At 66.3% G+C, this 13333-nt stretch carries 15 protein-coding genes; 9 read left to right on the top strand and 6 right to left on the bottom strand.

Going from position 1 to position 13333, the window contains the following annotated elements:
* The 5 genes from VGM71_RS13480 to lolD form a co-directional block, all read left to right on the top strand.
* The coding region (locus VGM71_RS13480; RefSeq protein WP_331545966.1) for a succinate dehydrogenase iron-sulfur subunit at positions 1 to 781 on the top strand (781 nt) is incomplete at its 5' end.
* Positions 782 to 924: 143 nt separating this feature from the next.
* Entirely contained in the window at positions 925 to 1173 is a 249-nt protein-coding gene (locus tag VGM71_RS13475; RefSeq protein ID WP_331545964.1) for a succinate dehydrogenase assembly factor 2, read from the top strand.
* A complete protein-coding gene (locus tag VGM71_RS13470) occupies positions 1145 to 1555 on the top strand; it encodes a hypothetical protein (RefSeq protein WP_331545962.1) in 411 nt (136 codons plus the stop codon). Before VGM71_RS13475 ends, VGM71_RS13470 begins: the two co-directional genes overlap by 29 nt.
* A gap of 95 nt (positions 1556 to 1650) precedes the next feature.
* Positions 1651 to 2892, top strand: a complete 1242-nt coding sequence (locus VGM71_RS13465) for a lipoprotein-releasing ABC transporter permease subunit (RefSeq protein WP_331545960.1) — start codon at positions 1651 to 1653, stop codon at positions 2890 to 2892.
* Entirely contained in the window at positions 2885 to 3580 is a 696-nt protein-coding gene (gene lolD, locus VGM71_RS13460) for a lipoprotein-releasing ABC transporter ATP-binding protein LolD (protein WP_331545958.1), read from the top strand. Before VGM71_RS13465 ends, lolD begins: the two co-directional genes overlap by 8 nt.
* Positions 3581 to 3728: 148 nt before the next feature.
* On the opposite strand, the gene VGM71_RS13455 is transcribed toward lolD, so the two are convergent.
* Together VGM71_RS13455 and VGM71_RS13450 are read right to left on the bottom strand one after the other, a co-directional pair.
* On the bottom strand, positions 3729 to 4475 hold the full coding sequence (locus VGM71_RS13455) for an anti-sigma factor (RefSeq protein ID WP_331545956.1): 747 nt from the start codon (positions 4473 to 4475) through the stop codon (positions 3729 to 3731).
* The gene (locus VGM71_RS13450; RefSeq protein WP_331545954.1) at positions 4472 to 4984 is read right to left on the bottom strand and encodes an RNA polymerase sigma factor; all 513 of its coding nucleotides are present in this window, start codon (positions 4982 to 4984) and stop codon (positions 4472 to 4474) included. Before VGM71_RS13450 ends, VGM71_RS13455 begins: the two co-directional genes overlap by 4 nt.
* Positions 4985 to 5113: 129 nt before the next feature.
* On the opposite strand from VGM71_RS13450, the gene VGM71_RS13445 reads away from it, so the two are divergent.
* The 3 genes from VGM71_RS13445 to VGM71_RS13435 are packed head-to-tail and all read left to right on the top strand — an operon-like array spanning position 5114 to position 7810.
* Entirely contained in the window at positions 5114 to 6202 is a 1089-nt protein-coding gene (locus VGM71_RS13445) for a catalase family peroxidase (RefSeq protein WP_331545952.1), read from the top strand.
* Entirely contained in the window at positions 6199 to 6741 is a 543-nt protein-coding gene (locus tag VGM71_RS13440) for a cytochrome b (RefSeq protein ID WP_331545950.1), read from the top strand. Before VGM71_RS13445 ends, VGM71_RS13440 begins: the two co-directional genes overlap by 4 nt.
* Before the next feature lie 34 nt (positions 6742 to 6775).
* Positions 6776 to 7810 carry an aminopeptidase gene (locus VGM71_RS13435; RefSeq protein ID WP_331545948.1) on the top strand — a complete coding sequence of 345 codons (1035 nt, stop codon included), beginning with the start codon at positions 6776 to 6778 and terminating at the stop codon, positions 7808 to 7810.
* Positions 7811 to 7915: 105 nt separating this feature from the next.
* On the opposite strand, the gene VGM71_RS13430 is transcribed toward VGM71_RS13435, so the two are convergent.
* Positions 7916 to 8722, bottom strand: coding sequence for a cytochrome c (locus VGM71_RS13430; protein WP_331545946.1), 807 nt, complete (start codon positions 8720 to 8722; stop codon positions 7916 to 7918).
* Positions 8723 to 8827: 105 nt separating this feature from the next.
* On the opposite strand from VGM71_RS13430, the gene pncB reads away from it, so the two are divergent.
* Entirely contained in the window at positions 8828 to 10036 is a 1209-nt protein-coding gene (pncB, locus tag VGM71_RS13425) for a nicotinate phosphoribosyltransferase (RefSeq protein ID WP_331545944.1), read from the top strand.
* A gap of 72 nt (positions 10037 to 10108) precedes the next feature.
* Here pncB and VGM71_RS13420 read toward each other — a convergent pair whose 3' ends face one another.
* From VGM71_RS13420 to VGM71_RS13410, 3 genes are all read right to left on the bottom strand, one after another.
* Positions 10109 to 10558, bottom strand: a complete 450-nt coding sequence (locus VGM71_RS13420) for a glycine zipper 2TM domain-containing protein (protein WP_331545942.1) — start codon at positions 10556 to 10558, stop codon at positions 10109 to 10111.
* A gap of 85 nt (positions 10559 to 10643) precedes the next feature.
* Positions 10644 to 11819, bottom strand: a complete 1176-nt coding sequence (locus tag VGM71_RS13415; RefSeq protein ID WP_331545974.1) for a cation:proton antiporter — start codon at positions 11817 to 11819, stop codon at positions 10644 to 10646.
* A gap of 48 nt (positions 11820 to 11867) precedes the next feature.
* Complete coding sequence (locus VGM71_RS13410; protein ID WP_331545940.1) at positions 11868 to 13328, bottom strand: MFS transporter; 1461 nt, start codon at positions 13326 to 13328, stop codon at positions 11868 to 11870.
* Between the last annotated feature and the right edge of the window lie 5 nt (positions 13329 to 13333).

Raw genomic sequence — 13333 nt, 5'->3', positions numbered from 1 at the left:
AGAGTTCACGCTACCCAAGAATTCCAAGATCCAGGCCGGCAAGCATTTCCCGGCGAAGGGCGCGAAGAACGTGCGCACCTTCAAGGTCTATCGCTGGACGCCGGACGACGGCCAGAACCCGCGCACCGACACGTACGAGGTCGATCTCGACACGTGCGGTCCGATGGTTCTCGACGCCCTGCTGAAGATCAAGAACGAGATCGATTCCACGCTCTCGCTGCGCCGCTCGTGCCGTGAAGGCATCTGCGGTTCCTGCGCCATGAACATCGCTGGCACGAACACGCTGGCCTGCACCAAGGCCATCGAGGAGTGCGGCAACGGCACGGTCAACATCTACCCGCTGCCGCACATGCCGGTGGTGAAGGACCTGGTGCCGGACCTCACGCATTTCTATGCGCAGTTCGCGTCGATCAAGCCGTGGATACGCACGCAGAGCCCGGCACCCGCCGACAAGGAGCGCCTGCAGTCGCCGGAAGACCGCAAGAAGCTCGACGGTCTCTACGAGTGTATCCTCTGCGCCTGCTGCTCCACGTCGTGCCCGAGCTACTGGTGGAACGGCGACCGCTACCTCGGTCCGGCCATCCTGCTCCAGGCCTACCGCTGGATCGTGGACAGCCGCGACGAGGACACCGGCAATCGCCTGGACGACCTTGAGGATCCGTTCAAGCTGTACCGCTGCCACACGATCATGAACTGCGCGCGCACCTGCCCGAAGGGTCTGAACCCGGCAAAGGCGATCGCGGAGATCAAGAAGCTGATCGTGGAGCGCCGTTCGGCCTGACCAGCCATGTAGGAGCGCGCCTTGCGCGCGACAGCCTTGCGCGAAGAGCATCAGGGCCCAGCTGCTCACGGCCTCAAAGGCTGTCGCGCGCAGGGCGCACTCCTACCAAGCCCGGTGTATCCGGGCGGATGCCGAGGAAACCGATGGACGAAGCCCGCCTCAAACGCCTTCGATGGCGTACCCGCCGGGGTACGCGCGAGCTTGACCGCCTCTTCGGCGGTTGGCTCGACGAGCGCTTCGCCGACGCGGGCGAAGCCACGCGGCTGGCATTCGACGAACTGCTGGACGTGCAGGATCCCGATCTCTGGGACTGGGTGATGGGTCATGCCCGCGCCCCCCGCGACGACTGGCAGGGGATCATCGATGACATCCGCACGAGGCACCAGCTTTGAGCACCGGCCTTCGGCCACGCTGACCGCCCTCGTGGCGACAGTCCTGTGCCTCGCCACCGTGGCTCCGTTCTTTACGTCGTTGCCGTGGTACTTCCGCTGGCCGCTGACGGCGGTCGTTGGCGCCTTTGGCCTGCTGCGCCTCCGCGCCTTCCGTCGCTCACCGGTCGCCGCTTTCAGGCTTTCGCCCGCCGGACTGTGGACGGTCACCCTGCGGAGCGGCCGTGACGTGCCTGCGGAACTGGCGGAATCGCGGCTTTTCGCCAGTGCAGTGTTCCTGCGGTTGCGCTGGCGGGGCGGCGAAGGGCAGGTGGCCCTCCTTCCGGACAACACGCCGGCCGACGATCTCCGCTTCCTCCGCGCCAGGCTGCGAACCGCCGTTTAACCTATCGGCTTGCCCCCGAAGGCTGCATCGGGCACTCTGCGGCGCGGTGCGTGTCTTATACGGCACCCCCTCATCCCAGGCTGTTGTCGACAGGTATGTTCAGACCCCTAGAGCTCTTCATCGGACTGCGCTACACGCGGGCGAAGCGTCGCAACCAGTTCATTTCCTTCATTTCCACCGTGTCGATCGTGTGCATCGCGATCAGCGTCACCGCGCTCATCACGGTGATGTCGGTCATGAACGGCTTCGACAGCGAACTGCGCAACCGCATCCTCGGCGCCGTCTCGCACGTCACCGTGTCCGGCATCGACGAAACCGTGCAGAACTGGCAGGCGGCGGTAAAGACCGCAGAGTCCACGAAGCACGTGCGCGGTGCAGCGCCCTATGTGGAAATCCAGGCCTTCCTGCAGGCCCGCCGGCCCAGCGGTGCGCTCATTCGCGGCATCGTGCCGTCGATGGAGCCGAAGGTGTCCGACATCGACCAGCACATGGTCGAAGGCAAGATGGGCGACCTGACCGACCGCAGCTGGAAGATCGTGCTCGGCCGCGAGCTTGCCCTCACGTTGGGCGTGCAGGTCGGCGACAAGGTCACCGTCGTGGTGCCCCAGTTCACGGCCACGCCCATGGGTGCCGTGCCGAAGCTGCGCAGCTTCGCCGTCAGCGGCATTTTCGAGCTAGGCATGCAGGAGTACGACGCGAACCTCGCGCTCATCTCCATGCAGGACGCCGAACGGCTGAACGGTTTCGACGGGCCCACCGGCATCCGCCTGAAACTCGACGACATGCGCGAAGCCTTCCCGGTGGCGCAGGAACTGGTGAACAAGCTGGGCCAGTCCTACCGCGTCGAAACCTGGATGGATACCCACGCCAACTTCTTCCGCGCCATCGAGATGGAAAAGAAGGTGATGTTCATCATTCTCTCGCTGATCATCCTCGTCGCGGTGATCAACCTCATTTCCATGCTGATGATGCTGGTTACCGACAAACAGGCCGACATCGCCATCCTGCGCACGCTGGGTTCCACGCCGCGCAGCATCATGGGCATGTTCATGGTGCAGGGCGTGCTGGTGGGCATCGTGGGTATCGGCTTCGGCGTACTGACCGGCGCGCTGCTTTCGTTCAACCTGCCGGCCATCGTGAAGTGGATCGAGCACGTCACGGGGCAGAGCTTCCTGTCGCCTGACGTGTACTACATCAGCGAACTGCCCAGCCAGCTGCTCTGGTCCGACGTCGGCTGGGTGGTGCTGGTGACCTTCGCGTTCTCCCTGCTGGCCACGCTGTACCCGGCGTGGCGCGCCTCGCGCACGCAGCCCGCCCAGGCGCTCCGCTATGAATAAGCCGAACGACGACATCGTCCTGCGCGCCACCGGCGTCGCCAAGGTCTACGAGGAGGGCGACCTGCGAACGGGCGTGCTCTCGAACGTGAACTTCGCGCTGCGCCGCGGTGAAACCATGGCCATCGTGGGCGCGTCCGGCTCGGGCAAGTCCACCTTGCTGCACATTATCGGCGGTCTCGACACGCTCACCGCGGGCAAGGTCGAAGTCAACGGCCGCGTGCTTTCCGAGTTGTCGGATGCCGAGCGCGGGCGCGAGCGTAACCGCTCGCTGGGCTTCATCTACCAGTTCCACCATCTGCTGCCGGAATTCACCGCGCTCGAGAACGTGTGCATGCCGCTGCTGATCCGCGGCGTGTCGATCGGACAGGCGCAGAAGGAAGCCACGGCGTTGCTGGAGCGCGTTGGCCTGGGTGCGCGCCTGCGTCACCGTCCGGCCGAGATGTCCGGTGGCGAACGCCAGCGTTGTGCGGTTGCGCGCGCCCTGGTAACCCGTCCAGCCTGCGTCCTCGGCGACGAGCCCACGGGTAACCTCGACGAGGCCAACGCGGCGCATGTCTATGAGCTGATGATCGAGCTCAATCGCGAAATCGGTACGAGCTTCGTGCTGGTCACGCACGATTCGCGCCTTGCCGGCCGCATGGACCGGACGCTGGAACTGCACTCGGGCGAACTGCACGAACGCGTATAGAGGCCCCCCCACGCGGTGTAGGAGCGCGCCTTGCGCGCGACAGCCTTTCGCGATCAGGTAACAGGTCCTGTGGCGTCTCGCGAAAAGATGTCGCGCGCAAGGCGCGCTCCTACAGCGCGCAGGAACCTTCCGACGACCGGAATCTTCGTTAGATCGCCTTGCCGGTGACGCGTCCCGCCGCCTGGCGGCCGGCCGTGTCGGACAGGGTCACCACGGCGTAGTTGTGGCTGCCTTCCGACCAGTAGTTCGCCAGCAGGCCGTCGTCTTCGCGCGCGCCGCGTGGCAGGAAGCGCCGGGCCGGGCCCGGCGGGCGGACGTAGAAGCTCACCGTGTGGCCGTTCCCATCGTCGTACAGCACCATCGCCGCCGGCCCCTGGTCCGTCGCGAACAGGCGGCCGCCCATGGGACGGAAACCGGCATCGGCGAGGTCCGGAAGGCGCACGTCGGGCCCCACGCGGCCGGCGAGCCATGAGCGCAGGTCGCTTTCGTTGCCGGTGGTGATGTCCATGCCCACGCCGTGGTCCAGCGCGAGCAGGCGGTACGCCTGCATGGCATCGGCCATCGGTGCCTCCCCGGTGCCCATGCCGCGTGCGGCCCAGCCGCCGATGCCACCGACGGCGAGGCACAGCAGGATCCCCGCCGCGGTGGCCCAACGGACGGTGCGACGCTGCCGCGCACGTGCGCGCACCCGCAAGGGATCCAGCGCCGGAGCCGGGGCGACGTCGCCCGCCAGCAGCGTGCGCAGCTGCTGCGCGTCATGGCGCCATCCCTGCACTTCGTCGGCCTGCTCGGGATGCCGCGCCAGGTAGCGTTCGACTTCGCCACGCCGGGGACCATCGAGGTGGCCATCCACGTAGGCATGGATATCGTGTTCGCTGGGGGGCGTCAGGTTCATTTCAGCAGTCGCAGGGAAGGGGATTGAGGGTCGCCTTCGCCAAGTTGGCGCAAGGCGCGGCGCGCGCGGGAAAGGCGTGACATCACGGTCCCGATGGGAACCTCCAGGATGTCGGCTACCTCCTGGTAGCTCATGCCTTCGACGGAGATCCAGATCAGAAGGCTGCGTTGCTCCGCAGGCAGCGAGGCGAACCCCGCCAGCGTGGAATACGCCACAGCCACCCGTTCGGCGGAAGGCCAGGTGGGCTCCTCGCGGCCGAGCGAGCCGAGCAGCATGGCATAGCGGTTCGCGCGGCGCTTTCCGTCGATGAACTGGCGGTACATGATCGAGAACAGCCACGCTCGCAGGCTTTCTTCCTCCCGCCGTGTGTGCCACCGCGCAAGGGCGCGCTCCACCGTGGACTGGACCAGGTCGTCCGCCGCATGGATGTCCCGGGCGAGCCAAAGCGCGAAGCGCCGCAGGCGCGGCAGCATCGTGCGCAGGGCATCGTCAATGTGCGGGTCGGACATGCCGGGCCTCCGCCGCGCGCTTCGTCGGACGTATGACGTCTGGTGGTATGGATTATTCCCTGTGGTGGGAATAAAAGTCCCTGACGTACGTCCCACCCTGGAATGACAACCTCGACAGGATGCAGACAGATGGCGCAAGAACCTGCGAAAACCTCCGGTCCCCCGGCGCATGCCGGCTGGCGGTGGGCGCTGATCGGACTGGCCGTTGCTGGTGTAGCGGCGGCCTTTGGATATGTGGGCGGGTGGCTGGCGCCGCATCGACTGACGCCCTCGCGCCTCGTCGATACCTTGCAGGCGAGCGGGGGCGAGCACCCCGGTTTCCGTCGCAATCATGCCAAGGGTGTGTGCGTTGCCGGGCGCTTCGAGTCGAACGGGGCACTGGCCCGTTATTCCGCCGCCACGCTGTTTGCCGCGGGCGCCACCACGTCGGTGGTGGGACGGCTGGCGATCCCCGGGGGCAATCCGTACGCACCCGATAGCAGCGTTCCGATCCGCAGTTTCGCGCTCCGCTTCGACCTGCCCGACGGGGAGCAATGGCGCACGGGGATGAACGCCATGCCGCTGTTCCCGGTGTCCACGCCCCAGGCCTTCTACGAGATGCAGCTGGCGACTCGTCCCGATCCCGCCACCGGGAAACCCGATCCGGCCAGGGCGAAGGCATTCTTCACGTCCCATCCCGAGACGGCGGCCTTCCTGGGCTGGATAAAGAAGGCAAAGCCGTCCGCCAGCTACGCCACGGAGACCTACCGCAGCATCAACGCCTTCTACCTCCGCGATGCGGGCGGGCAACGCCATGCCGTGCGATGGATGGTAGTGCCGGAACAGCCGCCGGAAGGGGACGGCGGGCCTGCGGCGGGCGATACGGATTACCTGGCCGCGGACCTGTCGAAGCGCCTCGCCGCCGGGCCGCTGCGCTGGCACCTGCAGATGGTCCTTGCCGCGCCGGGCGATCCCGTGGATGACGCCACCCGCGCCTGGCCCGATGGCCGGCAGATGGTGGACGCGGGCACCCTCGTGATCGACGGCACGCAGCCGCAGGCAGACGGGCCGTGCCGAGACGTCAACTACGATCCCACAATCCTGCCGCGCGGCATCGAAGTGTCCGGCGATCCGCTGCTTGCCGCGCGCTCGGCGGCCTATGCGGATTCGTACCTGCGCCGCACGAGCGAGGAAGCCCATGTTCCAGGCACGGCCCGCCCCGGGGAGGACAAACGATGAGCCGCTTCGCTACGTTCCATCCCTTCGCCAGGGTGCTGCATTGGCTGATGGCGCTGATGATCCTCACGATGCTGTTCGTCGGTGCGGGGATGGTCAGTACCGTGGAGACGAAGCACGACTGGTTGCTGGCGATCCACAAGCCGCTTGGCGTCACGATCTTCGTGCTGGCGTTGATTCGCCTCGGCTTCCGGCTTACCCACCGTCCCCCGCCGCTTCCTGCGGATATGCCCGCGTGGCAGAAACTCGCGGCTCATGGGTCGCATTGGTTGCTTTATGCGCTGATGATCTCGCTGCCGTTGGTCGGTTGGGGCATGCTGTCCGCCGGAAATTATCCGGTGACGCTCGGTGGCGGTTTATTGCTGCCGCCGATCCTGCCGGCCGATCCGGTGCTGTTCGCGTGGCTGCGCGAAGCGCACCGGTACCTTGCCTGGCTGTTCTTCCTCACGTTCCTGCTGCATATGGGTGCCGCCTTGATGCACGGGTTGATTCGCAGAGATGGGGTGTTGCAGTCGATGACGGGGACGCGCGAGCCGGATTGAGCGGGTTTTCCAGCGGTGCGGCACAATGTGGCCGATGCGCATAACCGCCGCCATCCTGTTGCTCCTCATCACCGGCTGCCGCTCCATCGGGTACTACGCCCATGTGGCGCATGGGCAGGTGGCGCTGCTCAATGAGCGGCGTCCCATAAGCAAGGTGCTGGGGGATCCGAAGACACCGGACACCGTCCGAAAGCGGCTGGAACTTGCCAGCGAAGCCCGCCGGTTCGCATCGGCGAAGCTCGACCTTCCTGACAATCGCAGCTACACGTACTACGTACAGCTCGATCGGCCGTGGGTCGCGTGGAACGTGTTCGCCACGCCGGAACTATCGGTCGCTCCGGTCACGCACTGCTTCCCGATCGCGGGTTGCGTGGCGTACCGCGGGTACTTTCGCAAGGATCTCGCGGAGCGCGAAGCCGCCCGTGAGACCGCGCTGGGACACGATGCGGCCATCGGCGAGGTGCCCGCGTACTCCACGCTGGGCTGGTTCGCCGATCCCGTCTTGAGCAGCATGCTGCGTTGGGACGACGACGAACTCGCCGGCACGATCTTCCATGAACTGGCGCACCAGAAGCTGTATGTGAAGAACGATTCCTCATTCAACGAATCGTTCGCGACCTTCGTCGAAAGGGAAGGTGTGCGCCAGTGGAGGGCGTCGCGAAACCAACCGCTGCCAGACGGAAAGGACAATGTGCTGGAGCACGCTTTCACACAGCAGGTTCTCGCCCTTCGCGAACGCCTCAAGGCGATATACGCGCAGGAAGGGACGGACGACGCGAAGCGCGTGGCCAAGGCGGAAGCGTTCGAGGACTTTCGTGGGCGCTACCTGGTCTGGCGCGACGGCGAGGCGGGCGGCGACCACCGCTACGACCGCTGGATGTCGCGCCGCCTCAACAACGCCACGCTGCTGCCGTTCGGCCTTTACGACACCTGGGTGTCGTCGTTCGCGAGCTTGTTCGACGAATCAGGCCGGTCATGGCCGGCATTCTTCGCGCGGGTGAAAGCGCTGTCGAAGCTGGAGCCCGAAGAGCGAATGCGAAAACTGGAAAGTTTGCGGCAGTCGTTGTAGGAGCGCGCCCTGCGCGCGACAGACTTTCGCGGCATTCATTGGCGTTTCGCGCCGGTTCGGAGGTTTGGCCCTAGAAGATGTCGCGCGCAGGGCGCGCTCCTACAGCTAACGCTTTGGCCTCCGCCCCGCCATATGCGTCAGGTACGCAATCAGGTCATCAAGGTCTGCGTCCGAAAGCACCTTCCGGTCGAAGCCCGGCATCTTCGCCTGTGGCCAATGGCGAAGGTCCTGGGGGTTGCGCACGAGCGTGCGGAGCATGTCCTCGCGGAGGTATTCGGTGGGGCTGTGCGGGATATTGAGGTCGGGGCCGAGCTTCGCATCGCCCTCGCCATTGAGGGTGTGGCAGCTGAGGCAGTTGCGCTGGAACACGGCGAAGCCGCGCCGGGCCGGCGCGTTCGCGGGCAGCGATGCCGCCGGCTGCATCGCCGGAAAACGCGATGCCGGCGATGCGAGAACGCGGATCGACGCGACCTGGTAAGGCCACTGCTCGGGCCCGACATGACCGGCCTCGGGATGCAGCCACACGAGATAGAACGGCCCGGCGCTGGGTTTGTCCTTGCCGAGAGGCGGCCAGGGTGCGCCCGGCGGCTCGATGGCCAGCCAGGCTTCGGCGCCATGGCCCCGCAGTACCAGCGAAGCAGGCACTTCGGCGGTGAAGCCGTCGAGGGCGACGAACTGCAGGTGCGCATCGGTGGGCACGCCGGCCAGCAAGGCCTTGAGCGGCACGGCTCGGTAGCGCATATCGCGGTGGTACGACACGTCACCCGGCACCTGGATGTCCCTGGCGTCGGGCCGGGCCAGCAGCTGCTCCGTCGTCAGCTTGCCGGGGCCAGCGCCCGTATCGACAGTAAGGGTGGCTGCCGAGGCGAGGCCGGCGCAAAGCAATAGCAAACATCCGAAGAGGAGGCGCACGTGGAGTCCTTGGCAGGCGGTGTCGGACGAAGCGTATCGCGGTACCCTCGGATTATCGCCGCATCGACCCCATGTCGGCTCTTCGACCCGATCACGGATTCATCCATGTCCGATTCCAGCGCCTCCGACTCGATCATCCGGTCGCTGCTCGATACCGATCTCTACAAATTCACGATGATGCAGGTGGTGCTTCACCAGTACCCGGCCGCGCAGGTCGAGTACCGGTTCCGCTGCCGCACACCCGGCGTGGACCTCGTGCCGCTGATCGGCCGCATCCGCCATGAACTCGAGGCGCTGTGTTCGTTGCGATTCACGGAGGAAGAGCTGGCCTATCTCTCCGGCCTGCGCTTCATCGACAGCGACTTCGTCGACTTCCTCGGCCTGTTCCAGCTCAACGCCAAGTACGTGACCATCGAGCCCTCGGCGAAGGCGAACGGCGAGATCGAGATCGTCATCGCCGGCCCGTGGCTGCATACGATCATGTTCGAAGTCCCGTTGCTGGCCATCGTCAACGAGCTGTACTTCCGCGCCACCTGTCCGGACATCGACCTGGACGAGGGCAGGACACGCCTGCGCGCCAAGATGGCGATGCTGCGCGATACCACGGGCTACGAGAGCGTGCGCATCGCCGACTACGGCACGCGCCGGCGCTTCTCCCGGGACTGGCATGGGGAAATGCTGGGCATCCTGCGCGAGGAGCTGGGTGCGCAACTGGCCGGCACGAGCAACGTCTGGCTCGCCATGCGACAGGGCCTGCGGCCCATCGGCAGCATGGCGCACGAATACCTCCAGGCATTCCAGTCGCTGGGGCCGCGCCTGCGCGATTCGCAGACGGCGGCGCTGGAGGCGTGGGCACGCGAGTATCGCGGCGACCTGGGTATCGCGTTGTCCGACGTTTATGGTCTTGAAGCCTTCCTGCGCGACTTCGACATGTACTTCTGCAAGCTGTTCGACGGCGCGCGGCACGATTCGGGCGATCCGATCGTATGGGGAGACCGCGTTATCGCGCATTACGAGGCGAACCGCGTGGACCCGCGCACGAAGACCCTGGTCTTCAGCGACAGCCTGGATATCCCTCGGGTGATGGAACTCTACCGGCACTTCGCCGGGCGCTGCCTGCTCTCGTTCGGCGTGGGCACCAATCTCACGAACGACGTGGGCCCGAAGCCGATCAACATCGTCATCAAGATGACCCGCTGCAACGGCCAGCCGGTAGCGAAGCTTTCGGATTCGCCGGGAAAGAGCATGGGCGTGGAAGATCCCGATTACATCGCCTACCTGCGGCGCGTGTTCGAACTTCCCGTCGATCGGTAGGAGCGGGCCCTGCCCGCGACAGCTTTTCGCGAGGAGCTGTCGCGGGCAGGGCCCGCTCCTACACAGGAGCGATTACTGCACGCGGGACACGTTGCCCTGGTCGTCGACCACCACGATGTCGCCCTGGCGGATCGCCGAAGCGTCCTTGACCTGCACGTTCGTGTAGCCGCCGGTGCCCATCTTCAGGCGCAGCGTGTAGGAATCGCTGCCGCCGCCCTTGCCGATGGCGTTGCCGGCGAAGCCGCCGCCCACCGCGCCGCCGACCGTGGCGAGGGTGCGGCCCTTGCCCTTGCCGACCTGGTTGCCGAGGACGCCGCCAGCGAGGGCGCCGATCACCGCGCCGGCCGTGCCATGTTCGCGGCCCGCGGTGACGTTGTGTTCGATGCTCTGCACCACGCCGCACTGGTCGCAGCGCACGTAGATGCCGTCGCTGCGGGTCAGCACGGCAGCCGAGGCGGGGGCGGCGACCGCGGTGGCGAGCAGGGCGGCCAGCGGAAGGCCGAGGACGGTCTTGATGTTCATGGAAGCTCCTTAGGGACGGCCGGAAAGGTGGCTGTCGGCGGCTACAGTCTAAGCCTGCCGACTGAACCAAGGTCGAGCAGGATTCTCATTTTTCATGCCGGTCGCGCAGCAGCAGGGCCAGCACCGGCGGCGTCACCATGGCCGTGAGCAGCGACATGGCCACGATCACCGCGTAAATTCGCTCGTCGAACACCCCTGCGGCCAGGCCCAGGCTGGCGATCACCACGCCCACCTCGCCGCGCGGCACCATGCCGAAGCCGACGATGGTCGCGCCGCGCGTGCCGAGCTTGAAGGCGCCGAGGAAGCCGCCGGCCAGCTTGGACACGATCGCGATGAGGGTGACCACGGCCAGCATGCCCAGCGCGCTGGCGCTGGCGAGCTCCACCAGGTTCACCTTCGCCCCGGTAACGACGAAGAAGAACGGCGTGAGGAAGGCGAGGAGGGGCGCGGTCTGCTCCTCGAGCAGGTGCCGCTGGCGCGTTTCCGAGGCGATCATGCCGGCCAGGAAGGCGCCGATGATCGCGGCCAGGTGGAACTTCATCGACAGATAGGCAAGGCCCAGGCACAACGCCAGCACGATAGCCAGCGACGACATGGGATTGCTGGGCTTGTCCAGCCAACTCGAACCGCGGCGCATCACGCGCGTGCCGCCCCAGCCGATGACGGCGACGAAGCCGACCGCGCTGAGCAAGGTCATGAGCAGCTTGCCCACGTCCACCGCGCCGCCGCCCTGCAGCGAGGAAACGATGCCAAGGAGCAGCATGGCGAGGATATCGTCGATCACCGCCGCGCCGAGGATGATCCGCGCCTCGCGCCGCTGCAGCACGCCAAGCTCCTGCAGCACGCGGGCGGTAATGCCTGCCGACGTGGCGACGAAGGCGGCGGCCACGAACATGGATTTGATCCAGTCGAAGCCCGAGCCATGCGCCCAGATGGCGCCAAGGCCGAATGGCAGGAGCACACCCAGCACACCCACGAGGAAGGCGCTGGCACCCACCTTCTTCAGGTCGTCCAGCCGGGTTTCGAGGCCCACGGAGAAGAGCAGCAGGATCACGCCGATTTCTGCCAGGACGTCCAGTGGCGTGCCGACGGCGATGTCGGGCACGGTCACCCAACCCAGGGCCGAGGGGCCGATGATGCAGCCCGCCGCGATCTCGCCGACGACGGAGGGCAGGCGCAATCGCTGCGCTATCTCGCCGCCGAGCTGCGCGGCGACGAAGATGATGAACAGGGTCAGCAGGATGCTGGCGGAGTCATGCATGAGATCGATCCCGATCATGCCGCGAAGGAAGGCGCGGTGTCCTTTGAGTTATACCGAGGCGGGCCGCGTATCGTGCAATCTGCCGAAAATCCAGCTGCCGGCGAGGGTGACCATGCCCAGCACGATCACGGACCAGCGGAAGGCCCACACATAGCCGTCGGCGTCGTGCGAGCCGAGGAAGCCGGCCATCAGCAGCGAGGCAAGGGCGATGCCGAAGCTCATCGACAGGTACTGGGCCGTGGAGGCCATCGACGACGCCATGGAAGCATGCTTCACGTCGAGGTCCACATAGGCCAGCGTGTTCATCGACGTGTACTGCAGCGACATCACCGCGCCGTAGATATAGACGAAGCCGGCGATGAACCACGGCGGCGTATGCGGCGAGAGAAAGGCAAACGAGCAGAGCACCACCGACACGGCGATGGTGTTGCCGAGCAGCAACCTGCGGTAACCGAAGTGGGTGAGCAGGCGGTCGATGAAGGGCTTCACCGTGATCGAGCCAATCGCCTGCGGTACCATCATCATGCCAGCGGCCAGCGGCGACCAGCCGCAACCAATCTGCAGGAACAGCACCAGCAGCAGGTACATGCCCGACACACCGAGGCGCGTGAACAGGTTGCCGGCCAGCGACACCCACACGGTGCGCACCTTGAGCAGCGAGAGGTCGGTCACCGGATGCGCGGTACGGCGGCTATGCCGCACGTAAAGCGACGCCAGCACCAGCGCGCCCAGCGCATACCCGGTGATGGCCACCGATTGTCCCTTGCTGCCGATGGTTTCGGCCGCCAGCAGGCAGAGGGCGGAGGCACCGGCGAACAGCATGAATCCGAATGTGTCGAAGCGATGCACGCGGTCGAGCCGGTAGTCCGGCATCTCGCTACGGTTCAACAGGAGCCCGAGGATGCCCACGGGTACGTTGATGAGGAAGATCAGCCGCCAGCTGGTGAACTCCACCAGCGCGCCGCCGAGCAGCGGGCCGAACACCGAGCCGAGCAGGCCGAAGGTGGCGACCGTGGTCATCGATTTGACGAATTCATGGCGGTCGATGCTGCGCACGAGTACATAACGCCCCACCGGCATGAGCGCGGCGCCGCCCAGCCCCTGGATGATGCGCGACATCACCAGCTGCGGCAGCGTCTGGGCCAGGCCGCAGAGCAGCGAACCCAGCGAGAACACGAGGATGGCCCCGCCGAAGACCCGGCGCGTGCCGAAGCGGTCGCAGAGCCAGGGGCTCATGGGAATGAAGATGGCCAGGGTCAGCACGTAGCAGGTGAGGGCCGTACGCATGCTCAGGGGCGTGACGTGCAGCGCGCCCGAGATGACGGGCACGGCCGTGTTCACGATCGTCGCGTCCAGCGCCTGCATGAAGAATGCGGCCGCCACGAGCCAGATGAGGCCCCGATAGCGCGCCGTGCTCGAGGGCTGCGCCGGTGCGAAAGCGGGGCGGTCGGCCGGGAGGACGGGGACGTCGGTGGACTCGGGGCGGGTGCTGACGTCTTCGAGGGGCATGGCCG

Origin of the sequence: Luteibacter sp., from assembly GCF_036499525.1 — a bacterium.
GTDB lineage: Bacteria > Pseudomonadota > Gammaproteobacteria > Xanthomonadales > Rhodanobacteraceae > Luteibacter.
Note: the sequence above shows the minus strand (reverse complement) of the source record. Positions and strands in the feature narration are given on the sequence as shown.